The sequence below is a fragment of the bacterium genome (assembly GCA_021372515.1).
GTDB lineage: Bacteria > Gemmatimonadota > Glassbacteria > GWA2-58-10 > GWA2-58-10 > JAJFUG01.
Genome location: JAJFUG010000180.1, coordinates 45,036 through 69,363, shown reverse-complemented (window position 1 = coordinate 69,363; position 24,328 = coordinate 45,036). Strand labels below are relative to the sequence as shown.

The following is a 24,328-nucleotide window of genomic DNA, read 5'->3' as shown; positions in this document are numbered from 1 at the left end:
AAAATGAAAGAGCCTCCGACCGTGCCAGGCGTCGAAGGCTCACTTAAGCAGGCGAACCCTGTTCAGTATTTTTTCGCAGGCCATTTCCCGACTCCCGCGCTGAAGGGGACTAACGGTGACGCGCCTCCTTCTTGAGTTTCCTCTTGGCGGCGTTCATCTTGCGCTTACGCTTCTCGCTGGGTTTCTCAAAATGACGGTGCTTGCGCAAATCGGAGAGGATTCCGGCCTTTTCGCATTTCTTCTTGAATTTTTTCAAGGCCTTTTCAAAGGACTCGCCTTCATCGATATATACTTCCGGCACGCAGGTACCTCCCTGGAAGAGTTTGCGGTTAGTTGACCCCGGTGAAAATAAAAAATAATTGGCGTTGCTAATAAAGTCAAGAGCAGAAACATTTGTTTTCGGCACCGGGTCCACTACGAAAACAGCTTGTCGATCTCTTCCTGGGAGATTTTTATGCTTGCCGCGCCGTCTTCCTTCTCCTTGGCCGGCTTTTCATTTTTTCCCTGTCCCTTTTTCGCTTTGGGAACCTCCGGCTCCTCCACGACCACTTCTTCAAGCTTCCCGTTGCCGGAATCGGCCGGGATGACCTCCTCCAGCAGCGGTTCCTCGACCTGCTCCGGCTCCACGGCCGTCAAGTCGGCCCCGGCCAGCAGGTCCTCCGCGGACATTTCATCGGCGGCCTGCTCATCCAGCGCGGCCGTTTCCTCACCGGGCAGCGCGGCGTTGGCGCCGCCATCGCCCCAGCTCAGCAACTCGTCGATCTCGGCCTGGTTCGGCTCCTCACCCGCTACCTCGGCCTCGGCTTCGGCCTCGACCGCCTCAGGCAGGCTTTCATCGAAAGCGCTGGAGGCGGGCAGATCGCTTTCATCCGACGCCTCGGCCGGGGCGGGTTCACTCTCGGCCAGAAGGTTTTCCGGGCTCTGGCCGAGCACCTCGTCCACGGCCTTCTGACGGTCATCGTCCATGTCGAAGATGGCGTTGATGTCATGGGCCTTGGCCTCGCGGAAAATCGCCGGCGGCTCGGCCTCCGAGTACTTGGTGATGAGCATGTTCAGCCGTTCCTGGACCGAACGCAGCAGGCCGTGGGCGCCCTCGATCTGCTGGGCGGTGATATCCTGCACCTGCAGGGCGTTCATTATGTCGTAGGCGTCGGTCTGTGTGTCCTGCAGCAGGTTCTCGACTGACTGCGGCACATCCTCGCCGATCTTGCCGGACAGGAACTCATCGACGATCTTCTTGATCTCGACGCCCTTCTGGCGCGCTTTCTCGTCCTCGAACACCCGGTTGAGGCCCTCGCGCACCCCGGGCAGCTCCAGAAGCTCCTCGATCGCCCCGGCGATCCCGCTAAGCGCGGTTTGTTCGGCGGACAGGCGTTCGCGTACAACATTGAAATTGGTGGTCACCTGGTCCAGACGGCCGAGCATGGAATCGACCTTGTCCAAAATCTCGTTCGTGGCCAGCTCCGTGGCGCTTGTCACCTTATCGAGCTGCTGAACGGCTTTGGGCATCTTACTGGAGCTGTCCTGGATGGACTGGTTCATCTCGTTCAGCATGGGGGCCATTTCCTGGACGAACACAAGCAGGTCCTCCAGGAACGGCAGGAACCTGACCCCGAACGAGAAAACTGATTTCAGCTCCTCGACTTTTTGCAGAATGCCATTGATGTCCCTCTCCTGCATGGTCGAACTCCTCAACCGGTTTCAGCCGCCCCGGCGGCGGCCCGGCGCTTTCCCGGACCGATCTGGTTCAGGGTTTAACTGTTGTATGGGCCTAACATTCAATTCAAACATATAACGGTGCGGCTTTCAGTACAACCCCTGATCGCCACGCAACATCTGCCGCAGCAGAACGAATCCGGCCAGCGCCGCGGTCTCGAAACGCAATGTGGACAGACCCAAATCCAGGCAGGGCAAGCCGCTGGACAGGATCGACCCGCTCTCGGCGCTGTCGAAGCCACCCTCCGGCCCCACCACCAGAACCAACTCACGCGCTCCCCCTAATCTATTTCGGCCTATCGGGGCGCGGGTTTGAGTTTTTTTATGGCAGAATACCGCCTGCACCTCTGCTGCAGTGCATGTTTTCATAAAATCTGCGAAACCCAGCGGCGGCTCGACCCGGGTCAGGAACGGCTGCCGCGACTGCTTGAGCGCGGCCACGCAGACCGGCTGAAGGCGCTCGGGCAGACGGCCGGGGTCGCCGGGGAACGAGACCTGAGCGCTGAGAAGCGGGATTATCCGCGCCGCCCCCAGCTCAGCCAGCTTCTCCACGGCCCAGCGCAGACGTTCCTTGCGTCCGGGGGCCAGGGCCACGCTTATCGCCGGTACGGGCGCGGTGGCCTGCTCGTGCTCCAGCACCCGTCCGGCCAGACGGCCCTCGCGGCGCTCCACGAGCACGGACCAAACCCCACCGCAGCCGTCCAGCACCTGGACCCGGCTGCCCGCTCCCTGGCGCAGCACGTGGGTCAGATGGTGCAATTCCTCGTCCGGGAACTCCAGCCAGCCGTCACTGATATTCTCCGCCGGCACGTACAGGGCCGTGGTTGTCAGCTCCTCGAACTGCTCATCCTCACCGGATTTCCTGGCGCGCACGCTGTCCCGCCTCCCTCGGCATGTCTCAGCCGCTGAACGCCTCTTTCATCCGGTTCCAGAATCCGCGCCCAGCCGAGGGCGGGCTCTGGCTCTCGACCCGGCTCAGTTCCTGGAACAGCTCGCGTTCCTTGGCCGACAGGCTGCCCGGGGTCCAGACCGTGATCCGCACAAGCTGGTCACCGCGCCCCGAGCCGTTCAGGTGCGGCAGGCCCTTGCCCCGCATGCGCAGTATCTTGCCGGTCTGTGTCCCGTGCGGGATACTGAGCCGGGCCTTGCCCTCCAGAGTTGGTATCTCCACCTCGGCGCCCAGGGCAGCCTGGCTGAACGAGATGGGCAGGTCGTACAGGACATCGTCCCCGTGCCGCTCGAAACTCTCGTGCTCCTCCACCTCGATCAGCACGATCAGGTCGCCCGGAGGCCCACCGCGCAGCCCGGCGTTGCCCTGGCCGCGCAAGGTGAGGTAGTTGCCGCTGTTCACCCCGGCCGGAATTTTCACCTTGATCTTGCGCTCGCGGGTCACACGGCCCTCGCCGTGGCAGGCGTCGCACTGGTCCTGGACCACCTGGCCCGTGCCGCCGCAGCGCTGGCAGGGGCTCACACTGACAAACTGCCCGAAAATGGAGCGCTGCACATTGCGAACCTGACCGCTGCCCTGGCAGGCCGGGCAGACAGAGGTGCGGCCGCTCTTGGAGCCGCTGCCGCCGCAGTCGGTGCAGGCCTGCTGGAGGTTGATCTTGAGTGTCTTTTCCACCCCGCTGGCCACCTCCTCCAGGTCGAGGCGCAGGCGCACCTGAAGGTCGCCGCCGCGGTTGGCCCCGCGCCCGCCGCCGCGGCCCTGGCCACCTCCCCCTCCGAACAGGTCGCCGAAGCCGAACCCGCCGAAATCGCGCATGAACGCGTTCAGGGCGTCGCTCAGGTCGAAATCCTGGTACCCGCCGAACCCGCCTCCGGCTCCGCCGCCCGCGCGGGCGAACTGCCCATCGTGCCCGAACCGGTCGTACTGGGCGCGCTTTTCCTGGTCGCGCAGCACCTCGTAGGCCTCGGTGGCCTCCTTGAACTTCTCCTCCGACGCCTTGTCGCCCGGGTTCTTGTCCGGGTGGAACTGCACCGCCAGCTTGCGGTAGGCTTTCTTTATCTCCTCGGCCGTGGCTTCCTTACCCACGCCGAGCACCTCGTAGTAGTCACGCTTGGTCATTGGAAATCTCTTTCTCCTCCAGGCTTACGCTTCGTTCCTCATCGAATCAGCTTTCCAGCACCTTGGAGAGCAGACGGCTGGTGTACTCGACCACCGAGATCACCCGGCTGTAGCTCATCCGGGTCGGACCGATCACCCCTATTATGCCTTTCATCCGGCCGATACGGTAAGTGTCGGTGATCAGGGTGAAATTCGACAGCTCCGAAAGCTCGTTCTCGGCGCCGATGGTGATACGCAGGCCCTCGGCCCCAGCCCGCTTTTTCATGGTTTCGAGCAGAAGGTCGCGCCTCTCGGTCAGGCCGATCAGCGAGCGCAGGTTCACCTGATCGCTGAACTCGGGCTGGCTGGCCAGCTTGGCCGCCCCGCCCAGGACCAGTTCGCCGCCGCCCTCGCCCAGCTCGAAAATGCTGTCCGCACTCTGGACGAACACGTTGAGCGGGTCGGCGTCATCCTCCACCGCATCCTTGAGCCGCTCGCGGGCCGTGCGGCGAATCTCGCCCAGGGGCAGCCCGGCCAGGCGCTCGCGCAGCCGTCCGGACAGACCGCTCAGGCGCTGGTCGCTCACCCGGCTGTCTATCTCCACGAAAATGGTCTTGACCAGCCCGTGCTGGATGGTCAGGATCAGCATCAGACGCTCCGCCCCCACCCGGATCAGGTCAACGTTCTCCAGCACGCCCTCATCCACCAGCGGGGCGATCCCCACGCCCAGCTCACAGGTCAGCACGCTTAGCGCCTGGGCCGCGCGCTGGACCACCCGCTCCAGGGCCGGGTCGCCCGAGAGCGGCTGGAGCATCCGTTCCAGGCCCTTGGGCAGGACCTTGTGCCGACGGGCCAGGGTGTCCACGAAAAAGCGGTAGGCCTTGTCCGTGGGGACCCGTCCCGCGCTCGGGTGCGGCTGCCAGAGGAAACCTTTCTCCTCCAGGTCGCTCATCGTGTTGCGGATCGTGGCCGCGCTCAGGCCGCTGTCGCCGCTGCGCGACAAGTGACGCGAGCCCACCGGGGCAGCCGTGGCGATGTAGTCGCCGATCACCTGCTCGAGGATCACCGCCTCGCGCTCAGTGAGGTCATCGCGCTGCGCCTTTTGGTTCTCGTAAGTCATAACGGCCTTTTTTTATTCGAGTTAAAGCCCCCCTGATATGCCATAATTTTTGCAATCCGCCCCCTATTTGTCAAGCGGAAACTCCCCGCGGGCCAGAATCCGGTCCACCAGGGAGTCCAGCACCAGGAGCCCCTCGCGCGTGGCCCGCACGCGGCTGTCGCGCAGGCGGACGAGCCCGGCGCTGTCCAGCTCACGCAGAACCTGGGCCGTAGAGCGCCCCAGGATCTGGCCCACCAGCGCCACCGAGGCCCCACTCTCCAGGCGCAGACCCAGCATCAGGTGCTCGGCCAGTCGCTGGCGCGGAGAGAGGAACTCGCCCTCGCGCAGCGGGTTGGGCGCGCCGGGGCTCCAGGCGTAACTCAGGTACTCCTCAAGGCTGCGCTTGTTCCAGAACCTTCGGTCGGGCGGCTGGAATGAGTGCGCCGAGGGGCCCAGCCCCAGATAGGGCTGTCCGGTCCAGTAGGCCAGGTTGTGGCTGCAGGTGCAGCGCGCATCCCGCGCCCAGTTGGACATTTCGTAATGCAGCCAGCCGGCGCGGGCCAGGCTCTCACAGGCGGCCAGGTACTGGGCGCGGTAGATTGACTCCTCGCACTCGGCGAAATCAGGGACGGCGTGGGCCGGGCAGGTTGCTTCCAGATGGTAGCCGTAAATCGACAGATGGTCCGCCCCCAGAGCGAGGGCCGTGTCGATCGATTCGATCACCATACTTTCAGTGCAGCCCGGCCCGCCCAGGATCAGGTCGGCGCTCAGGCGCTCGAACCCGGCCTTCCGGGCCCGATCGAGCGCCGCCTGGCAGGCGGCGGAGTCGTGACGGCGCCCCAGGCCGGCCAGGGCGCGGTCAGCGAAACTCTGGCAGCCGACAGAGAGACGGTTCACCCCGGCCGCACGCCAGCCGGCCGCAGCCTCCAGGCTCACGTCCTCGGGGTTAGCCTCCAGGCTGATCTCGGTCTCGGGGTCAAGGCTCCAGACTGCGGCGGCTTTCTCCAGCACGGAAGCCACCTGCGCCCCGCTCAGCAGCGAGGGCGTGCCTCCGCCGAAAAAGACTGTCCGCACCCGGCTGCCGGCCGGTGGCCAGAGCCCGGCCGAGGCCTCGACCTCGCGGCCCAGGGCGTCCAGGTAGTCATCCAGCAACTCGACCCGGTCCGGCACGGAGTAGAAATCGCAGTACAGGCACTTGCCGCCGCGGCAGAACGGGACATGGACATACAACGAAAAACTTTCCTCCACCCGCGCCCTCTTCCCTCTCCCGGTCAACCCAGGCTGTAGAGCTTGCCCGGATGCTCGCGCACCAGGCGTTTCATCTGGAGCTGCAGGAGCAGCCCCAGCAGTTGCGAGACCTCCACCCCGCTGCGTTCGGCCAACTCATCCACGTGCTGGGGCTGACGGTCCAGGCAGTCGAACACCCGGCGCTCCTCGCGGCTCAGGCAGGGGCCGAGTCCCGGCAGCTCCGGCTGGCCGTCGGTCTGACGGCTCGGTACAGGCGCGCCGCCCAGCTCCTCCAGGATGTCATCCACACTCTGCACGAGCGTGGCCCCCTGCTTGATCAGGCGGTTGGCGCCGTGGCTCAGGCCGCGGGCCACATCCCCGGGGACTGCGAACACCTCGCGTCCCTGGTCCAGGGCGTACTCGGCGGTGATCAGCGCGCCGCTGCGCTCGCCGGCCTCCACCACCAGCACCCCGCGCGACAGGCCGCTGATTATGCGGTTGCGGCGTGGGAAATTGCGCCCATCCGGCGGAGTGCCCAGGGGGTACTCGCTCAGCACAACCGAGCCGTGCTCCAGCATGCGCTCCACCAGCGGTTCGTTCTCGGGCGGGTAGAGGTTATCGACCCCGCTGCCCAGCACAGCCGCCGTGAGGCCACCGTTGTCCAGGGCGGCGGCGTGGGCCAGGCTGTCGATCCCGCGGGCCAGGCCGCTCACCACGGTGAACCCGGCCCGGGCCAACGCCCCGGACAGATCACGCGCGTTCTCGCTGCCGTAAAGGCTGGGCGAGCGGGTGCCCACCACGGCCACGCAGGGACGGTTGAGGCAGTCCAGGGCCCCCAGCGCGAACAGCAGCACAGGAGGATCGTAAATCTGGGCCAGGTAGGCCGGGTAGTTCTCCTGCCAGTAGAAAATCACCTGCGCGCCGGACTTGTCGAGCCGCTCGAGCTGGGCCTCCACCGCCCGCTCGTTCCAACTCTTCCGCGCCAGGAACTCCAGCTCCGGCCCGGCGGCCAGACCCGGCACGCGCCGCAGGGACTCGAAATCCGCCGCCACCGCCGCCGCGGGCCCGCCGAAAGCCTCGAGCAGGCGGCGAAGGCGCACCGCGCCGAGGCCCGGCACGAACAGCAGGCGCAGCATGTCGCGCAGGGTATCGACTTCGGGCAGGCTCATCCCGGCTCCGGTCTGGATGGGAAGCTTTCCGGCACGCGCTCAGAAATCATCGCGGACAGAGGCGGCGGCCTGACGGCGGACCTCCAGGACCTTGCGCATCAGGTCGCGGGTGAAATCGGCCAGGCCGCGCCCGCTGACCGCGCTGATCCCTGTCTGGAGGAACAGGGCCGGGTCATCGATCCTGGGCGGCGGCTGGTCCGCGGGCATAAGGTCCAGCTTGGTGAACACCAGGCAGCGCGGCTTGTGGGTCATCTCGGAGGAGTACCCCTCCAGCTCGCGTTCCAGAATTTCGTATTGTTTCTCCGGCTCCTCGGCCGAGACATCGATCATGAACACCAGCACCAGGGTGCGCTCCACGTGGCGCAGGAACTCCAGGCCCAGGCCGCGGCCCTCGTGCGCGCCCTCGATCAGGCCGGGAATGTCGGCCATCACGAACGAGTCCGTGTCCGTGCGCACCACCCCCAGATTCGGGGTCAGCGTGGTGAACGGGTAGTCGGCGATCTTGGGGTGCGCCTCGGAGACCCGGCTCAGCAGGGTGGACTTGCCCGCGTTGGGGAACCCGACCAGGCCGACATCCGCGATCAGCTTGAGCTCGAGCTGAAGCGTGCACTCCTGGCCCGGACGTCCGTCCTCGGCGAAATCCGGGGCCTGGCGCGTGGGGTTGGCGAAAGAGGCGTTGCCCCGCCCGCCACGTCCACCCTCGGCCACCAGGACTTTCTGGCCTTTCTCGGTCAGGTCGGCCACCAGCCGGCCGGTCTCGGCATCGCGCAGCACAGTGCCCACTGGCACCCGCACCACCACGTCCTCTCCGTTGTGGCCGGTGCAGTCGTTGGGACCGCCGTTCTCGCCGCGCGGGGCGTGGTACTCGCGCCGGTAGCGGAAATCCATCAGGGTGGACATGTCCTCATCCGCCAGGAACCAGATGTTCCCACCGCGGCCACCTGTGCCGCCGGAGGGTCCGCCCCTGGGGTTGTATTTTTCCTTGCGGAACGCGATCATCCCCTTGCCGCCCTCGCCCGCGCGCACCGATATTTCGGCCCGGTCTACGAACATCCGCCCACCTTAGCAATCAGTTTTATACCTGTAGGCTCACGCCGCCTGTGATCCACGGATCAAGAGGCCATCTTTAATGAAAGCGGCACGGTACACAGATAATGGCCATAGCCTGATGTCATGATAGTTGCATATAGTCAAACAGCTTAATCCCCCCTGCCCCCCTGGAAAAGGGGGGAATCCTCTCACCGGCCGGCAGAGAGCCGCCTCCCCCTTTTGTACAAGGGGGACCGAGGGGGATTTGTCTTTCCTGCAGTTTGATACTCGTGCCAGCGCCAGCGCTGGTCTCAACCCATGTTCTTGATCAGGGCCGAGCCGAACTGGCTGCAACTGAGAAGGTGGGCGCCCTCCATCTGGCGCTCCAGGTCGTAGGTCACCGTGCGCGCCTCGATGGTACGGTCGATGGCCTGGGTGATCATCTGCCCGGCCTCCTGCCAGCCCAGGTAGTCGAACATCAGCACTCCGCTCAGGATAACCGAGCCGGGGTTGACCTTGTCCTGGCCCGCGTACTTGGGCGCGGTGCCGTGGGTGGCCTCGAAGAACGCCATCGTATCTCCGATGTTGGCCCCGGGGCCCATGCCCAGGCCGCCCACCTGCGCCACCAGGGCGTCGCTGATGTAGTCGCCGTTGAGGTTGGGCAGGGCCAGGATGTCATACTCATCCGGCCGGGTTAGGACCTGCTGCAGCATGGCGTCCGCGATGCGGTCCTTGATCACCACCTTGCCCGCCGGGGCCTTGCCGCCGAAGGTGTCCCACAGCTCGGCCTCGGTGATTGTCTGCGCGCCGAACTCCTCGCGCGCTACTTGATAACCCCAGTCGCGGAACGCACCCTCGGTGTATTTCATGATATTGCCCTTGTGCACCAGGGTCACGCTGCGGCGCCTGTTGTCAATCGCGTAGCGGATCGCCTTGCGCACCAAGCGTTTGGTGCCGGTCTCACTGATCGGCTTGACCCCGATACCGCTGTCAGGGCGGATCGAGCAGCCCATCTGGCCGTTGAGGAAATCGATCACCTTCTTTGCCTCGGGGCTGCCCTCGGCCCACTCGATTCCGGCGTAGACATCCTCGGTGTTCTCGCGGAAAATCACCATGTCCACTTTTTCCGGGTGCTTGACCGGGCTGGGCACACCGTTGAACCAGCGCACCGGGCGCACGCAGGCGTAGAGGTCGAGCTTCTGGCGCAGCGTGACGTTGAGGCTTCTGAAACCGCCGCCTATCGGTGTGGTCAGCGGGCCCTTGATCGCCACCAGGTAGCGACGCACGGCGTCGAGGGTCTCCTCGGGCAGCCAGTTGTTGAAGCGGTTGAACGCTTTCTCGCCGGCATAGATTTCGAGCCAGTGGATCTTGCGCCTGCCGCCGTAGGCTTTCTCCACCGCGGCGTCGAACACCCGGACCGAGGCGGCCCAGATATCCGGCCCGGTGCCGTCGCCCTCGATGAACGGGATGACCGGATGGTCCGGCACGGCCAGGGCGCCGTCCGGCTTGGCTTTTATGGCCTCCGCTCCGGCCGGGGCTGAGATGTCGATCTTGGTCATGGCTCTGGTCTCCTTGCGTATTGGTTCAGTCTTGTTCTATCGCACCGAACATGAAATCGTTTACGGTATGGTCCCTGACGGTCGGTCACGGGCCATGCACGTGTAAAGCCCAATCGCGCCGGACATTGAAAATATACTGTCCAACCGCCGTCGCGGCAACTCGTTCGGCGGCCAGGGCGGCGGGGACAAAAAAAACCGGCGGACAGGCGGCTCCGCCGGCTCACGCATTCAGTATCGCCCCGGGCTCAGAGAGTGGTGAGAGTGGCCTCACAGTTTTCGCAGTACCAGCGGATGGCGTAATTCATGGTCCCGCAGTTGGGGCACTTGACTGTCTTTTTCTTGATCGCGTCGATAGTCTGATTGACGGTCAGGATTTTCTGCGGATCGAGGTCCGTGCGGTCGAGGTCCAGTGTCAGCTCGATCCTGCCGTCCAGCGGCAGGGCGCGCCGCGCGGCCTTCTCCGTCTGCGGCACGCCGGAGGCCGGCTGGACCTCGTGCTCAGCCGCGCTCTCGCGTGGAAGCGGCTCCCAGCGCAGCTCAATCTCTTCCTCCGCCGCAGCCGGCGGCTGGATCATTTCCGGCTCGGCCGCGTCCGTGACCGGGACCGGGGCATCCAGGGCCGGAGCGGATGGTATCTCGATCAGCGGGGGCTGGACCGGAGCGGCCTCGACAGGCGGTTGCGGGACCGGAGCCGCGGGCTTGGGCGCCTGCTCGGCGCCACGGTTGGCCTCCATCAGCGCCTCCAGGTCGAGGTCGAAGCTGACCGAGGGCGCGGCGGCCACGGGCTCTTTCTCTGACTGCGCAGGCTCCTCCGCCGGGCTTTTGGCCGCAGCGGCGTTCTTTATCTGCAGCAGGTCCAAGTCGAGCGCATCCAGCTCGTCCTGGACCGCGCCCTGCTTTTCGGCGAGTGCAGTCTCGGCCGCAGTCGGGGCCTGGTCCAGTCTGATCTCAAGCTCCGGGATTCCCGCCGTGGCGAACTGCTCCAATGCCTCCGGGGCCGCCTCGGCAGCGGCTTCGACCGGTTCGCTTTCCTGAGCCGCCACCGGCTCCGCTGCGCTCTGTTCCTGAAGCAGGGACTCGAACAGCTCCTCCGGGCCGGCGGCCTGGCCCTGGACCGGCGTAGCGGGTTCGGCCGGGGCAACGGCATCCAGCGCGACTGCCATCTCCAGGGACTTCTCCGGGACGGGTGCGCCGAATATCTCCTCCAGGCCGGGGAGCCCCTCTGTTTCGCTCTTGAACTCCGGTGCAGGTTCCGGCTGCGGCTCGCTGCCCGGCCGGCCCACCGGAGAGGGACCCATCAGGTCGGCGATATCCGACGGCGTGACCTCGACCGGCGGGCGTTTCTGACTGGGCGCTGGCGCCTGGCGCAATTCGAGCCGCGCAGCCGCTGGGGGCGGCGTGCTCGGGACGGCCTCGGCTTTGGGCGGGGCCGGAGCTTCGAGCACCGGTTCGGCGGCCGGCTCCGGAGCGCTTCGCGCAGTCGGCGCGGGCATGACCGGGGCTGGAGTTTCGACCCTGGCCTGCGGCTCCGCCTTGGCTTGCGGCTCGGCCTTGACCCGTATTGCGCCCTTGGCCTGCGGCGCGGACGGGGCTGGTTCGGGTGCGGCTGCCGCGCCCGCCGCCATCTCCGCGCGGCTGAACCCGGTCTGCTCCAGGAAAGCCTGGATCCGGCGTTCCTCACTGTCGTAGCGCGCCAGGTTCTCCTCGAAAATACGCATGCGCTCCTCGTGGTCGCGGGTCAGACGGTCGAACTCCTCCGGCCCGTACTCGCCCAGCAGGTGGCGCAGACGAATCTCCTCGATGTTGTCGGAATAGGTCTTGCGCAAAAGCTGGAGCTGGCTGGAAAACAGGCGCAGCTCCGAGAGCTTTATCTCGTACTCGCAGAGGTTGAGCGCCAGCTCGCTGTCCACGGTGTCGAGGTAGGACTTGTATTCCTGGCTCAGCTTGTGCAGCACGAACGGGCTGATCCGGGCGCGGTTCTCCTCCAGGAAAGCCAGGCGTTTGCGCAGGCTGGCCTTGAGTTCGAGCAGTTCGCCCAGGCTCTTGCCCATGAACCGGAACCCCGGTGTCAGGCGGCTGTCCCCGGCGATGCTGTTCTTTTCAGTCCCGTCCGGCATCTCTATCGACCTCAGTTCTTGGCAATCTGGCCCAGCACACCCTCGATCCGCTCCACGTTGGCGCGGTAGCTGCGGGCCTTGCCACGGTAGTATTCCACTTTCTCTTTCTTTTCGCGCCCGATCTGCTCCAGGTCCTCGCCGCTGTACTCACCCAGGGCGCTGCGCACCTTGAGCTCATCCAGCGAGCGCTCACCCAGCTCGATCCCGCGCTCCAGCAGACCGATCAGCTCTCGGTAGCTGGACAGAGTGGTCTCGAGCAGACGGGCCTGGCGCGTGATCTCACTGCTCAGGTATTCCAGGCGCGTGCGGTAATCGGCGCTCACCCGACGCACCACCTCCGGCTCCATCGCCTTGCCCCGCAGGTCGATCTGGCGCAGGCGCTCCTCGAGACGGGTGCGCTCCTCCAGCAGGGGCACCAGCTTGTCGCCCCCGGGCTCGCTCTCTCCGCGGTTCTGTCCGGGATAGGAAATCATCCCCCACCACTTTCGCAAATACGGTCAGACTGCCAACGATCCAGCGGCTGCGCGTTGTTTCGAGCCGCTGAATCTCCATTTGTGCGACAATCTATCATAGCACACGTTTAAAACAAGTGTCAAGGCTTTCGGGCCCTGCAGGGTGTGATGTTTTAATATTTCGTGTTATCGTTGCATTTTTACAGAGATATTTACATAAGTCATTATATATATTCAAATAAGCAAATAAATATTTTGTTGACAGTCCGGTGCGCGTTCAATAGATTGTTAATTCCGAATCAAGTCACCTCGCAAGCGGGCTGTTCCAGCTTGCTCTCTGCAAACGAACGCCGCCTGATACATCAAATCACCCCCCCAGGCCCGTTCGATTTAAAAGCGCCGGTTTGTGATTTTATTCACATGACCCATACCATAAGCGTGAGACTTTTCACATGACATGTTCCGACAACGCCTAACCCTAACCTCGCAAGCAGACCAACCGGGAGGGAGAGTATGCAGGACCTGGACCCCAAAGTACTGGCCGGCGAGATAAAGGCGATCGCCGAGACCGAGGACAACAAGCGGACGCGCCTGATCAACGTGGTGCGCAAAGTGCAGTCCGCCTACGGCCGGGTCTCGGAACAGATGATCGACATGATCGCCCAGACGCTCGAAATCTCGCGGATTGAAGTGGAAGGCGTGGTGTCATTCTACCATTTCCTGAGCGAAAAAAGCACCGGACGCGTGCCGATCTACCTGAACAACAGCGCGGTCTCGGAAATGATGGGTTTCGAGGAGGTGAAGAAGGCGTTCGAGGAATCGGCCGGGATCGCTTTCGGCCAGGTGACCGCGGACGGCCTGATCTCGCTGAGCGAGACCTCCTGTATCGGGATGAGCGACCAGGAACCGGCCGCCCTGATCGCCGGCAAGCCCTTTGTCAACCTGAACGCCGCCAAGGCCCGCAAGATCGTGGCCGGGATCAAGGCCGGCAAGAGCGTGCAGGCGCTGGTGGACGAGATGGGCCTGGGCGACGGGAACAACGCCCACCCGCTGATCCGCTCCATGGTGAACAACAACCTGCGCAAAAAAGGCCCGGTCCTGTTCGGCGCCATGGCCAAGGGCGCGGCCCTGCGCAAAGCGGTCGCCATGACCCCGCAGGAGGTGATCGAGCAGGTCAAGGCCGCCAAGCTGCGCGGCCGCGGCGGCGCCGGGTTCCCCACCGGCATGAAATGGGAATTCTGCTCGCGCTCCAAGGGCTCGCGCCGCTACGTGTTCTGCAATGCGGACGAGGGTGAGCCCGGCACGTTCACCGACCGGGTGCTCCTGACCGAGAACCCCGATCTGGTGTTCGAGGGCATGACCCTGGCCGGCTACGCCATCGGCTCGCCCAAGGGCATCCTCTACCTGCGCCAAGAATATCAGTACTTGCAGCCTTTCCTGGAGGACGTGCTCGCGCAGCGCCGCAAAGAGGGTCTGCTGGGCAAGGACGTGGCCGGAAAGGCCGGGTTCGATTTCGAGATCCGTATCCAGATCGGAGCCGGGGCCTACATCTGCGGCGAGGAATCCGCCCTGATCAACTCCACCGAGGGCAAGCGCGGCGAACCCCGCGACCGGCCGCCGTTCCCGGTCCAGGAGGGCTACAAGGGCCAGCCGACCCTGGTCAACAATGTGGAGACCCTGGCCGCCTGCGCCCGGATTGTCGAGATGGGGCCGCAGTGGTTCATAGACCAGGGGACGAACGTTTCCTCCGGCACCAAGCTGCTCTCGATATCGGGCGACTGCAAGCGCCCGGGCGTGTACGAGTTGCCCATGGGCATCACGATCCGCATGATCCTCTCGATCGTGGGCGCCGATGACGCGCTGGCCGTGCAGGTAGGCGGACCCAGCGGCTCCTGTATCGGGGACAAGGATTTCGACCGCAAGATATGTTTCGACGACATGCCCACCGGCGGCGCGCTGATGATCATCGGCCCGCAGCGTGACCTGCTGAAGGTGGTCCACAATTTCATGCGCTTCTTCGTCGAGGAGTCCTGCGGCTGGTGCGTGCCCTGCCGGGTGGGCAACCAGATGCTGGAGTCCAAGCTGCGCAAGATTTTCGAGGGCCACGGCACGCGCAAGGACCTGGACGACCTGGCCGACTGGGGCAGGATAATCAAGAGCGCCAGCCGTTGCGGACTGGGCCAGACCTCGCCCAACCCGATCCTGACCACCCTGACCAATTTCCGCAGCCGCTATGAGGAGTTGATCAAGGAAGACGAATATCTGACCGGCTTCGACCTGGAAGCCGCCGTAGCCGACGCCTGCGACGCCACCGGCCGAACCCTTAACCTGGCGTAGAGGAGAACATGAGCGATAAACTGGGATTCACCATAGACGGCAAAGAGTGCGAGGCCGACAAGGGCCGCTCGATCCTCGAGGCGGCCGCGGACAACGGGGTCTACATCCCCCACCTCTGCTTCATGAAAAAGCTGCGTCCGGTCGGGAGCTGCCGGGTCTGCACGATCAAGGCCAACGGCCGCAACGCCGCCGCCTGCACCACCCCCCTGGCCGATGGCATGGTGATCGAGAACAACACCGACGAGCTGAACGACCTGCGCCGGGCGATCATCGAGATGCTTTTCGCCGAGGGCAACCATTTCTGCCCCTCCTGCGAGCGCAGCGGCTCCTGTGAGCTTCAGGCCCTGGCCTACCGCCTGAACATCATGGCCCCGCGTTTCCCCTACATGTTCCCGCTGCGTAAGCTGGACGCCACGCACAAGTCGATATTCATCGACGGGAACCGCTGCATCCAGTGCGGACGCTGCGTGCGCGCGGCCAGCGAGCTGGACGGCAAGGAAATCCTGGGCTTCATCGGCCGTGGTGGCAAGGTGCGGGTCAAGGCCAGCAGCACCAGGGGCCTGGCCGGCGTGGACATCTCGCCGAACGACGAGTGTGTCAAGGCCTGCCCGGTCGGGTCGATCATCGTCAAGGAAACCGCCTACCGCGTTCCCATCGGCCAGCGCCAGTACGACGCCACGCCGATCGGAGCGGATGTCGAGTCCGGCAAGGCCTGAGGCCCGCCGGCACAGTCATCGGGAGAACAAGGAACCGGACCATAGAACGAGGGAACAATGCCTAAACCCAAAATCGCCACATGTTCGCTTGCCGGCTGCTTCGGCTGCCACATGTCGGTGCTCGACATCGATGAGCGCATCCTCAAGCTCGCCGAGCTGGTCGAGTTCGACAAAAGCCCGATCAACGACATCAAGAATTTCACCGGCGAATGCCTTGTCGGACTGATCGAGGGCGGTTGCTGCAACTCCGAGAACGTGGAAGTGCTGCGTTCTTTCCGCAAGAACTGCAAGATTCTTATCTCGGTGGGAGAGTGTGCAATCATGGGCGGCCTGCCCTCGATGCGCAACGGCATCCCGCTCAAGGAATGCCTGGACGAGGCCTACCTGAACGGCCCCAGCGTGGTGGACGGGCAGATACCGAACGACCCCGAGCTGCCGCTGATCCTGGACCGGGTCTACCCCTGCCACGAGGTGGTCAAGATCGACTACTTCCTGCCGGGCTGCCCGCCCCGGGCCGACCTGATCTGGAACGCCCTGGTCGCTCTGCTGACCGGCCAGCCGGCCGACCTGCCCTACGAGGTTATCAAGTACGACTGATTACTTGGGAGACGGATAGATGAGTACGACCTCCATGCACAGCGAAAAGATGATGAAGAAAGTGACGATCCACCCCGTGACCCGGGTCGAGGGGCACGGCAAGGTGACGATCGCCATCGACGAGGACGGGCATGTCGAGCGCACCCGGCTGCATATCGTGGAGTTCCGTGGCTTCGAGCGTTTCGTGCAGGGACGCCCGTATTGGGAGGCCCCGGTGGTGGTGCAGCGCCTGTGCGGCATCTGCCCGGTGAGCCACCATCTGGCCGCGGCCAAGGCCTGTGACGTGATCGTGGGCGTGGGTCCGGACGGCCTGAGCCCCACGGCCGAGAAAATGCGCCGTCTGATGCACTACGGCCAGATGCTGCAGAGCCACGCCCTGCATTTCTACCACCTCTGCTCGCCCGACCTGCTGTTCGGTTTCGACAGCGACGTGACCAAGCGCAGTGTGCTGGCCGTGGCCGCCGAGTATCCCGAGCTGGCCGTGCGGGGAGTCCTGCTGCGCAAGTATGGCCAGGAGCTGATCCAGGCCACCGCAGGCAAGAAAATCCACGGCACAGGCGCGATCCCCGGCGGGATCAACAAGCACCTGACCGTAACCGAGCGTGACCATTTCCTCAAGGACATCGACCAGATGATCGCCTGGTCGGTGGCCTCGGTCGAGCTGGTCAAGAAAGTCCATTCCAAGAACCCGGCTTTCTTCGACAGCTTCGGCTCCTTCCCCTCCAACCACCTGAGCCTGGTCCGCAAGGACGGGGCGCTGGACTTCTACCACGGCAACATCGTGGCCGTGGACAAGGACGGGAACAAGATCCTCGACCAGGTGGATTATGCGAACTACCTCGACTACATCGGTGAGGCGGTCCGCTCCTGGAGCTACATGAAATTCCCGTTCATCAAGAGCCTGGGCAAGGCCAACGGCTGGTACCGCGTGGGACCGCTGGCCCGGCTCAACACCTGCGATTTCATCCCCAGCGAGCTGGCGCAGAAAGAGTTCGAAATCTTCCGCGCCTACACCGGCGGCAAGCCCAACAATTTCAGCCTGCACTACCACTGGGCCCGCATGATCGAGATGCTGCACAGCGCCGAGGTGATCAAGTCGCTGCTGAACGACCCGGACCTGATGGCCGGCGAACTGGTGCGCACGGGTAAGAAAGTGAACGAGGGTGTGGGCCTGATCGAGGCGCCGCGCGGCACCCTGTTCCACCATTACCGGATCAACGAGCAGGACCAGATCACCATGTGCAACCTGATCGTCTCCACCACCAACAACAACGACCCGATGAACAAGGCGGTCGAGGTGACGGCGAAGCAGTTCCTGGAAGGGCGCGAGGTGACCGAGGGCCTGCTGAACCACATCGAGGTGGCGATCCGGGCCTATGACCCGTGCCTGAGCTGCGCCACGCACGCCCTGGGCCAGATGGCGCTGGACGTGGAGCTGGTGGATGCGGCGGGCCGCAGGATCAGCCGTCTGACCCGTGGGGTCTGAGGCCGCTGTGAAAATGCTCCTTATCGGATACGGCAACCCGGGCCGCAGCGATGACGGCCTGGGGCCGCAACTGGCCGAGGCGGTGAGCGAATGGGGTCTGGAGGGCCTGGAAACGCTCTGGGACTACCAGCTCAACATCGAGCACGCGGCCGACCTGGCCGGGGCGGACCTGGCGCTGTTCGTGGACGCAGCCCTGGAGGCCCCGGAGCCGTTCGGGTTGAGCCGGCTCGCGCCCTCGGACGCCGCTCATTTCTCGACCCACGCGATGCCACCGGCCGCGGTGCTCGAAACCTGCCGCGCGGTCTACGGCCGCACGCCCCCGTCGTTCCTGCTGGCCCTGCGGGGCGACAGTTTCGAGATGGGCGAGGGCCTGAGCCAGGCGGCCGAACGCAGGCTGGAGGCGGCTCTGAGTTTCCTGCGCGGGGTGCTGCAACACCCCGAACCGCGGGCCGAGCTGGAAAAACGCGCCGGCGGTTGAACCGGCGCACCCGCTGAAAGAGCGCTTTTTAAGCCCTGGCTCTGTACGGGACATTATATTGCACCCGGTATGGAAACTGGCTTTTGCAGTCCGCCGAATGATTGCAATTTCATATTCAGGAGATAATTTTAATCAGGAGACTCAGCGATGGCTGAAGCGATCAACAAGACCATCCTGGTGATCGACGACGACAGGGACATCCTCGAGGCGATGAAGATCATGCTCGAGACCGAGGGGTTCACGGTCGAGACTGCGATCGACGGTCAGCAGGGACTGGAAAAGGCCAAGAGCGTCAACCCCGACCTGATTCTGGCGGACATGATGATGGAAACCGTGGACGCCGGGGCGAAAGTGGCCACCCGGATCAAGGAGGCCGGCTGCAAGGCCCCGGTGATCCTGCTCAGCTCCATCGGCGACACCACCAGCTACAACCTGGACATAAGCGGGCTGGGGTTCGAGGGCGCGCTTCAGAAACCGGTTATCCCCTCGGTGCTGATCTCGTTGATAAAAAGGAAACTGAACCTGAAATAGCGCGCACCGTCGCCGCGAGAATCGAAGCCGGGCCGGCTGCCCTGCCACGTGGGGCTTGACCGGCCCGGCCGCTCCGTGACGGTCAAGCCGAACGGGAACGATGCCATCCGAGCCGCGGAAAAGACGCAAGGGTATCAGTCATTTCGTGCTGACCTTCGAGGATGAGCTGGTCGACCGGATCGGCTGGCTGATCCGGGTGCGCTGGTTGGCCGGCCTGGGGGTCAGCAGCACTATCCTCGTGTCCACCTCCGTGTTCCCCCTGCTGGTAAACCGCGACCTGCTGCTCGTCCTTTCCTCCTCCATTTTCCTGGTCAATGCAGTCTACCTGCTCTATTTCCGCTGGCTGCAGCGCCGCCGCGACCTTCCCGGCTGGCACAGAATGGTTTCGCGCCTGGCCAACGTGCAGATCTCGTTCGACCTTCTGCTGCTCAACGTGCTGATCTATTTTTCGGGCGGGGTGGAAAACCCGTTCTGCTTCTATTTCATCTTCCACATCATCATCGCCAGCATCCTGCTCTCCACGTTGGCCAGCTACCTCCAGGCCAGCCTGGCCGTGGGGGTGTTCAACCTGATCCTCGCCTCCGAGTACCTGCGCCTGATCCCGCACCACCGTCTGTTCCCGTTCTTCGACCCTGGCATCTACGACAACCCGCTCTACCTGCTGGGCAGCGCGGCGGTGTTCAGCACCACGCTGTTCATCTCGGTCTACATGGCCACCTCGATCACGCGGCGGCTGCGTTCGCGCGAGCAGGAGCTGTTCCGGGTGAAAGATTCGCTGGAGCTGGCCAACGAGCAGCTGCAGGAGGTCCACGAGTACCGCACGCGCTTCATCCTGCGGGTGGAGCACGAGCTCAAGGCGCCCCTGGCGGCGATCCACAGCCTGATCACCGTGATCCTCACCTCGTTCGAGGCCGGGCTGGAGCCTCGGGTGAAGGACCTTCTGCGCCGCTCCGAGCGGCGCGTGATGAACCTTCTGGAGATGATCCGCGAGCTGCTGGAGCTCTCCCGCATGAAAATGGCGGCCCACCGTTTCAACCGTCAGCGCCTGAACCCCACCGCCCTGATCGAGCGCCAGCTTGAGCTGGTGCGGCCCCAGGCCGAGGCGCGCGCTCTGGCCCTGGAGGTGGAGCTTGCGCCCGCTCTGCCCGAAATCAGTGTCGATCCGGAGGCCCTGGGCCAGGTGTTGATCAACCTGCTGAGCAACGCGGTCAAGTACACGGAGCAGGGGCGGGTGCGTCTGCGCGCCGCGGTGGAGAACGACATGCTGGTGCTGGCGGTGATCGACACTGGGATCGGGCTGAACGAGGAGGAGAAGGGACAGGTGTTCGAGGAGTTCTTCCGGGGCAGCCGGGCCAAGGGCCTGGGCGAGGGCACCGGGCTGGGCCTGGCGATAGTCAAGGAGATCGTGGAGGCGCACGGCGGCACGATCACGGTGGAGAGCGAGGCCGGGGTGGGAAGCACCTTCACGGTAAGGTTGCCGCTGGAGCAGTGATCCATGCCAGAATGTACCGCGGAACCGGCTTTCGTAGTGGCAGGCCACTGTGCCTGCCATTTTCGTTTCGGGCGGCCACAGGGGGCCGCCCCTACGGCAACCCATCACGGCTTCGAGCCGAACCTGGAGTTCCGCTTACCCCCCCTCACTCCATCAGCCAGATCATCCCCAGCGGCACGAGGAAGAACACCACCAGGATGTAGACTATGGCGATAATGCGGTTGCGCGCGGCGAACATGGCAATCCACTCGGCCAGGCGGATCGGCACGAACGGCATCCACCAGAACACCAGCGTGCCGGACACGTTGAACATCAGGTGGGCCAGCGCCACGCTCACCGCCGCCGGGCTGCCCGTGGCCACCGCGGCCAGCATCGCCGTGATGGTGGTGCCGATATTCGCCCCCAGGGTGTAGGGGAAAATCCGGTCGATCGAGAGCATCCCGGCCCCGGCCAGCGGCACCACCAGGCTGGTGGTCACCGAGCTCGACTGCACCAGGGCGGTGAACAGCATCCCGAACAGGAACCCGTGGTACTTGGTCCGGAAAATAGCCTTCTCGAAAACCACCTCGGCCCGCGACATGATGAGCAGCTTCATGTTCTTGACCATGTAGGTCAGCGACAAGAACAGCGCGGCCAGTGAAACCACCAGGATTACTATGCCGTGGCCGCCCATCAGGTCGGCCGCCCCGCGCGAGACCGGGTCGAGGACCATCTTGAGCGGGCTGGCGAACTGCATCCCGCCGCTGGAATCGAACAGGCTGGACAAAAACAGGGCCACCCTTTCCAGGTACTGGAAATAGTACTGCAGGGGCAGGAAAATCAGCACCGAAAGCATGTTGAACATGTCGTGGATCACGCTGGAGGCGTAGGCGCGGCGGAAATCCTCGCGGTGCGAGATGTGGCCCAGCGAGACGATCAGGTTGGTCACCGTGGTGCCGATATTGGCGCCCATGATGATCGGGATGGCGTTGTGCAGGGTGAGCGCACCGCTCGCCACCAGCCCGACCACGATCGAGGTGGTGCTGGAGGAACTCTGCACGATGGCCGTGGATAGCAGCCCGATGAAAAGCCCCAGCACCGGGTTGGTGGTGCTTCGGATCAGGCCCTCGGAAAAGCCCTTGCCCAGGTGACTGAAACCCAGGCCCATTGTCTGGATACTGAGCAGGAACAGGTACAGGAAGAGCATGAATAGCGCGGCGGCCAGCATTTTCCTGGCTATGCCCGGCTGGGTGGTGTCCGATTTCATAGAGTGTTTTTCTTCTTATATGGTTCAGGCGGAGACGCCTCCCTGGGGGCAGGGATAGACTCCAGTGGCACAAAAAGTTCCTTGAGATACTGTCTCAGCCCCGCGCGACATAACCCTGAAACGGGTCAGGCCTCGCCGGAGCGATTCTTTTTCTTGGATTTGAACCCGATCCGGTGGAACGGGTTGACCTCGGCCGAGGCGACGTTGAAAATGTGCCCCTCGATCCGGCGCAGATAGCGCAGGTAGAGGGCCAGCAGCACGGCCATCCCGGCCTCCAGCCCGGCGCCGTTCTCGTTGACCAGACGGGTGAGCATGGCGGTGTAGCTGGCGCTGATCGCCTTGTGTGTGTCGGCTATCCCTTTGGCCTTCTCCTCGTCCTCCTGGTCGATGATGTCTCGCAGGGTCATCAGACGTTCTCGGATCGATTGCTCGAAACGCCGCACATCCTGCTCGAATGGTCCGGGGTTGAACCGTCCGCGGTACTCGCTGGCCAGCACGGTGATGTCCTTGGTATGGTCGCCGATCCGCTCGACATCGATCACGATGCTGATAAGCACCAGGGCCGTGTCCAGGCCGCTCTGGCCGCTGAAAACCAGATGGGTCAGCACTTTCTTGCGCACCTGGCGCATCCGGCGGTTGATCTGCTGGTCGCGCTCGCGTATCTCCTCCAGCGTCACCCCGCTGTTGGTCCACAGCAGCCCGACCGAGTCATCGAACATCTTCAAGTCCTCGTCCAGCATGAGGATTACGGACTCTTTTGCCTGTACCAGCAGGTTTTCGTTCCTGAACCACTGCAGCAGTGATTTGAACATCTGGCCTACTCCAGGAGATAGATAAAGAACAATGGCAAGGCGAAGAACAGAACCAGGACGCAGATCACAGCCCGGTTCCGGTTACGTGCGGCTGTCGCGCGATTGGACACGGTAGTCCCGCGGGGGGCTTTCCCATCCGTTTCCTGAAAACCGAGCCAGTGCCTGGCCGCTTCCCGCAGACGCAATACTCAGGGCAATGCAACGCTCAAATCGCTTTCCCTCAAATCCTAACCCGGTTCGCCACCGAAATTTGAAAATTCCTGGCCGGAGGGACAGAAGCTCTCCTTTTTTTTGGCCTGAAATCGAAGCTCGAATTATATTTTAGCGTTTTGTTAGTTTTCTGCAAGTTTTTGATTAGCCACGGCAGGGGAGAGACGTCTTCCTGCTCACCGCCGGCACCGGCGAGAAAACCGCGCCGCCGCTGCCGCCAGAGAATATGACAGCGCCCGGCTGTCGCCCTTCGCTTGAGCGACAGATGGCATCCGTCTTTATCCTCTTGAGCCAATTACAGTTGTCCGTTATTGCTTTGTCCATCAGGAGAACGACATGAATTTCAACATTCTCGACCTGCTGTTGCCGAGGGAGATCAAGTTCTTCAAGTACATGAACGACCAGGTCGACCTCTTTTCCGAAGGCTGTACAGTTTTCAGGACTTTTTTGTCCAGACTCAAGCAGTTGAGCGATGAGGAGATTCACTCCGAGGTTTCGAAGATCAAGGACCTGGAATTGAAAGGCGACGCGATCGAGCGCATGATCATCGATCAACTCGACCGCACTTTCCTCACCCCGCTCGACCGGGAGGACATCCATTCCATCGCGGTCGGCCTCGACAATTCGCTCGACAGGATCAACAACCTGGCCCAGAAAATAGAAATCTTCCAGATCAAGGATGCGCCGCCCGCGGTGATGAACTTTGCCAATCTCATCGTGGACATGTCAATCGAAATGAAAAAGCTGATTTTCAACCTGGAAGGTAAAAAGGACATCACCATTATTGTCTCCAAAATCCACACCCTGGAGACCGAGGCCGATTTCCTCTTCCATACCGCTATGGCCGACCTTATCAACAGCAAGAACAACCTCGTCTATATGATCAAGTTCAAAGACCTTTACGAGAACCTCGAAGACTTAATCAATTCAATCGACCGCATCGCGAAACTGATCCGCGGCATTGTCGTGAAACGGGGCTGAAAGATGGTGGATCCGACGACTGCGGTGATCATAATCATCTCCTTTGCAATTATTTTTGATTTTATCAACGGTTTTCACGATTCCGCCAACGCCATCGCCACGGTGGTGGTCACGCGCACCCTGACACCGCTTCAGGCCGTGATACTGGCGGGCATCGCGAATTTTTCGGGCTATTTCTTTTACGGCACCGCGGTCGCCCAGACTGTCGGGAAAGGGATAATTGACATAACCCACGTCACCCTGCCCCTGATTTTCGCGGCCCTGATCGGCGCCATAGTCTGGAACATCCTGACCTGGCTCCTCGGCCTGCCCACATCGAGCAGCCACGCGCTTATCGGAGGGCTGGTCGGCAGCGGCATCGCCTCGGTCGGGCTGAAAATAGTCCATTTGCTGGGACTGCTGAAAGTGTTCCTATTTATTTTCGTGGCTCCCCTGCTGGGAATGATCGGAGCGGCGATATTCACCGTATTCATCATCTGGCTGTTCCGCAAGCGCCACCCCTCGACCGCGAACAAGCAATTCAAGCTTCTGCAGTTGGTATCGGCGTCGTTTTACTCGTTCGGCCACGGTACGAACGACGCGCAGAAAACGATGGGAGTAATCGCGCTGACGCTCTTTTCGGCGGGTATCACCGATTCTTTCGTGATAGAACACTGGGTGATAATCAGCTGCTACAGCGCCATCTCTCTCGGCACTTTTCTGGGAGGCTGGCGGATCGTGAAAACCATCGGCACGCGGATAACGAAGATCCGGGCGATGGAGGGGTTCTGCGCCGAAACCGCATCCGCGATCGTGCTGCTGGGGACAGCGCATATGGGGATTCCGGTGAGCACGACACATGTGATCTCGGGTTCGATAATGGGAGTGGGCAGCATCGAGCACGCCAGAAACGTCCGCTGGGGGATCGCCCGCAAAATCCTCTGGGCCTGGATTCTGACCATACCGGCCACCGCGCTCATCGCCGCACTGAGCTACTATATCGTTTCCTGCTTCATGTAATGGAAAAGGGGTGCGGACAGCCTGGTCC

At 63.2% G+C, this 24,328-nt stretch carries 22 protein-coding genes; 9 read left to right on the top strand and 13 right to left on the bottom strand.

Going from position 1 to position 24,328, the window contains the following annotated elements; all coding sequences use genetic code 11:
- Positions 1-109: 109 nt before the first annotated feature.
- From rpsU to LLH00_16645, 11 genes are all read right to left on the bottom strand, one after another.
- Positions 110-301: a 30S ribosomal protein S21 gene (gene rpsU / locus LLH00_16695; GenBank protein ID MCE5272920.1), complete on the bottom strand. Its 192-nt coding sequence runs from the start codon at positions 299-301 to the stop codon at positions 110-112.
- Between the two features lie 113 nt (positions 302-414).
- Complete coding sequence (locus tag LLH00_16690) at positions 415-1,680, bottom strand: hypothetical protein (GenBank protein ID MCE5272919.1); 1,266 nt, start codon at positions 1,678-1,680, stop codon at positions 415-417.
- Between the two features lie 126 nt (positions 1,681-1,806).
- On the bottom strand, positions 1,807-2,589 hold the full coding sequence (locus tag LLH00_16685) for a 16S rRNA (uracil(1498)-N(3))-methyltransferase (protein ID MCE5272918.1): 783 nt from the start codon (positions 2,587-2,589) through the stop codon (positions 1,807-1,809).
- Positions 2,590-2,614: 25 nt separating this feature from the next.
- On the bottom strand, positions 2,615-3,784 hold the full coding sequence (gene dnaJ, locus LLH00_16680; protein ID MCE5272917.1) for a molecular chaperone DnaJ: 1,170 nt from the start codon (positions 3,782-3,784) through the stop codon (positions 2,615-2,617).
- Between the two features lie 46 nt (positions 3,785-3,830).
- Positions 3,831-4,883 carry a heat-inducible transcriptional repressor HrcA gene (hrcA, locus tag LLH00_16675; protein MCE5272916.1) on the bottom strand — a complete coding sequence of 351 codons (1,053 nt, stop codon included), beginning with the start codon at positions 4,881-4,883 and terminating at the stop codon, positions 3,831-3,833.
- 63 nt (positions 4,884-4,946) lie between these two features.
- Positions 4,947-6,110, bottom strand: a complete 1,164-nt coding sequence (gene hemW, locus LLH00_16670; protein ID MCE5272915.1) for a radical SAM family heme chaperone HemW — start codon at positions 6,108-6,110, stop codon at positions 4,947-4,949.
- Positions 6,111-6,133: 23 nt separating this feature from the next.
- On the bottom strand, positions 6,134-7,258 hold the full coding sequence (gene dprA, locus LLH00_16665; protein MCE5272914.1) for a DNA-processing protein DprA: 1,125 nt from the start codon (positions 7,256-7,258) through the stop codon (positions 6,134-6,136).
- A 39-nt stretch (positions 7,259-7,297) separates the two neighbouring features.
- A complete protein-coding gene (gene obgE / locus LLH00_16660; GenBank protein MCE5272913.1) occupies positions 7,298-8,311 on the bottom strand; it encodes a GTPase ObgE in 1,014 nt (337 codons plus the stop codon).
- Positions 8,312-8,598: 287 nt separating this feature from the next.
- Complete coding sequence (gene icd / locus LLH00_16655) at positions 8,599-9,846, bottom strand: isocitrate dehydrogenase (NADP(+)) (GenBank protein MCE5272912.1); 1,248 nt, start codon at positions 9,844-9,846, stop codon at positions 8,599-8,601.
- A 245-nt stretch (positions 9,847-10,091) separates the two neighbouring features.
- Positions 10,092-11,963: a hypothetical protein gene (locus tag LLH00_16650; GenBank protein ID MCE5272911.1), complete on the bottom strand. Its 1,872-nt coding sequence runs from the start codon at positions 11,961-11,963 to the stop codon at positions 10,092-10,094.
- Between the two features lie 11 nt (positions 11,964-11,974).
- Entirely contained in the window at positions 11,975-12,436 is a 462-nt protein-coding gene (locus LLH00_16645) for a hypothetical protein (GenBank protein ID MCE5272910.1), read from the bottom strand.
- A 492-nt stretch (positions 12,437-12,928) separates the two neighbouring features.
- Between LLH00_16645 and LLH00_16640 the strand changes: the two genes are divergently transcribed.
- The 7 genes from LLH00_16640 to LLH00_16610 all read left to right on the top strand — a co-directional run bounded on the left by LLH00_16640 (position 12,929) and on the right by LLH00_16610 (position 20,052).
- Positions 12,929-14,752 carry an NAD(P)H-dependent oxidoreductase subunit E gene (locus LLH00_16640; protein MCE5272909.1) on the top strand — a complete coding sequence of 608 codons (1,824 nt, stop codon included), beginning with the start codon at positions 12,929-12,931 and terminating at the stop codon, positions 14,750-14,752.
- An 8-nt stretch (positions 14,753-14,760) separates the two neighbouring features.
- Positions 14,761-15,468: a 2Fe-2S iron-sulfur cluster-binding protein gene (locus LLH00_16635; protein MCE5272908.1), complete on the top strand. Its 708-nt coding sequence runs from the start codon at positions 14,761-14,763 to the stop codon at positions 15,466-15,468.
- A 57-nt stretch (positions 15,469-15,525) separates the two neighbouring features.
- Positions 15,526-16,065 carry an NADP oxidoreductase gene (locus tag LLH00_16630; protein MCE5272907.1) on the top strand — a complete coding sequence of 180 codons (540 nt, stop codon included), beginning with the start codon at positions 15,526-15,528 and terminating at the stop codon, positions 16,063-16,065.
- Positions 16,066-16,114: 49 nt separating this feature from the next.
- Positions 16,115-17,551 (top strand): Ni/Fe hydrogenase subunit alpha, encoded by a 1,437-nt coding sequence (locus LLH00_16625; GenBank protein ID MCE5272906.1) that lies wholly within the window; start codon positions 16,115-16,117, stop codon positions 17,549-17,551.
- A gap of 13 nt (positions 17,552-17,564) precedes the next feature.
- The gene (locus tag LLH00_16620) at positions 17,565-18,029 is read left to right on the top strand and encodes a hydrogenase maturation protease (protein ID MCE5272905.1); all 465 of its coding nucleotides are present in this window, start codon (positions 17,565-17,567) and stop codon (positions 18,027-18,029) included.
- A 147-nt stretch (positions 18,030-18,176) separates the two neighbouring features.
- Positions 18,177-18,560 carry a response regulator gene (locus LLH00_16615; protein MCE5272904.1) on the top strand — a complete coding sequence of 128 codons (384 nt, stop codon included), beginning with the start codon at positions 18,177-18,179 and terminating at the stop codon, positions 18,558-18,560.
- A 100-nt stretch (positions 18,561-18,660) separates the two neighbouring features.
- On the top strand, positions 18,661-20,052 hold the full coding sequence (locus LLH00_16610; GenBank protein ID MCE5272903.1) for a HAMP domain-containing histidine kinase: 1,392 nt from the start codon (positions 18,661-18,663) through the stop codon (positions 20,050-20,052).
- 145 nt (positions 20,053-20,197) lie between these two features.
- Here the strand turns inward: LLH00_16610 and LLH00_16605 are convergent, their stop codons facing one another.
- Together LLH00_16605 and LLH00_16600 are read right to left on the bottom strand one after the other, a co-directional pair.
- Positions 20,198-21,298 (bottom strand): Na/Pi symporter, encoded by a 1,101-nt coding sequence (locus LLH00_16605; protein ID MCE5272902.1) that lies wholly within the window; start codon positions 21,296-21,298, stop codon positions 20,198-20,200.
- A 125-nt stretch (positions 21,299-21,423) separates the two neighbouring features.
- Complete coding sequence (locus LLH00_16600) at positions 21,424-22,110, bottom strand: PhoU domain-containing protein (GenBank protein ID MCE5272901.1); 687 nt, start codon at positions 22,108-22,110, stop codon at positions 21,424-21,426.
- 546 nt (positions 22,111-22,656) lie between these two features.
- Between LLH00_16600 and LLH00_16595 the strand changes: the two genes are divergently transcribed.
- A complete protein-coding gene (locus tag LLH00_16595) occupies positions 22,657-23,301 on the top strand; it encodes a DUF47 family protein (protein ID MCE5272900.1) in 645 nt (214 codons plus the stop codon).
- Positions 23,302-23,304: 3 nt separating this feature from the next.
- The gene (locus LLH00_16590; GenBank protein ID MCE5272899.1) at positions 23,305-24,300 is read left to right on the top strand and encodes an inorganic phosphate transporter; all 996 of its coding nucleotides are present in this window, start codon (positions 23,305-23,307) and stop codon (positions 24,298-24,300) included.
- Positions 24,301-24,328: the final 28 nt, after the last annotated feature.

Coding starts and splice junctions, on each gene's coding strand:
- LLH00_16690 (MCE5272919.1), bottom strand. CDS start 1,680: ATGCAGGAGAGGGACATCAATGGCATTCTGCAAAAAGTCGAGGAGCTG.
- dnaJ (MCE5272917.1), bottom strand. CDS start 3,784: ATGACCAAGCGTGACTACTACGAGGTGCTCGGCGTGGGTAAGGAAGCC.
- hrcA (MCE5272916.1), bottom strand. CDS start 4,883: ATGACTTACGAGAACCAAAAGGCGCAGCGCGATGACCTCACTGAGCGC.
- dprA (MCE5272914.1), bottom strand. CDS start 7,258: ATGAGCCTGCCCGAAGTCGATACCCTGCGCGACATGCTGCGCCTGCTG.
- obgE (MCE5272913.1), bottom strand. CDS start 8,311: ATGTTCGTAGACCGGGCCGAAATATCGGTGCGCGCGGGCGAGGGCGGC.
- icd (MCE5272912.1), bottom strand. CDS start 9,846: ATGACCAAGATCGACATCTCAGCCCCGGCCGGAGCGGAGGCCATAAAA.
- LLH00_16650 (MCE5272911.1), bottom strand. CDS start 11,963: ATGCCGGACGGGACTGAAAAGAACAGCATCGCCGGGGACAGCCGCCTG.
- LLH00_16645 (MCE5272910.1), bottom strand. CDS start 12,436: ATGATTTCCTATCCCGGACAGAACCGCGGAGAGAGCGAGCCCGGGGGC.
- LLH00_16640 (MCE5272909.1), top strand. CDS start 12,929: ATGCAGGACCTGGACCCCAAAGTACTGGCCGGCGAGATAAAGGCGATC.
- LLH00_16635 (MCE5272908.1), top strand. CDS start 14,761: ATGAGCGATAAACTGGGATTCACCATAGACGGCAAAGAGTGCGAGGCC.
- LLH00_16630 (MCE5272907.1), top strand. CDS start 15,526: ATGCCTAAACCCAAAATCGCCACATGTTCGCTTGCCGGCTGCTTCGGC.
- LLH00_16625 (MCE5272906.1), top strand. CDS start 16,115: ATGATGAAGAAAGTGACGATCCACCCCGTGACCCGGGTCGAGGGGCAC.
- LLH00_16620 (MCE5272905.1), top strand. CDS start 17,565: ATGCTCCTTATCGGATACGGCAACCCGGGCCGCAGCGATGACGGCCTG.
- LLH00_16615 (MCE5272904.1), top strand. CDS start 18,177: ATGGCTGAAGCGATCAACAAGACCATCCTGGTGATCGACGACGACAGG.
- LLH00_16610 (MCE5272903.1), top strand. CDS start 18,661: ATGCCATCCGAGCCGCGGAAAAGACGCAAGGGTATCAGTCATTTCGTG.
- LLH00_16605 (MCE5272902.1), bottom strand. CDS start 21,298: ATGAAATCGGACACCACCCAGCCGGGCATAGCCAGGAAAATGCTGGCC.
- LLH00_16600 (MCE5272901.1), bottom strand. CDS start 22,110: ATGTTCAAATCACTGCTGCAGTGGTTCAGGAACGAAAACCTGCTGGTA.
- LLH00_16595 (MCE5272900.1), top strand. CDS start 22,657: ATGAATTTCAACATTCTCGACCTGCTGTTGCCGAGGGAGATCAAGTTC.
- LLH00_16590 (MCE5272899.1), top strand. CDS start 23,305: ATGGTGGATCCGACGACTGCGGTGATCATAATCATCTCCTTTGCAATT.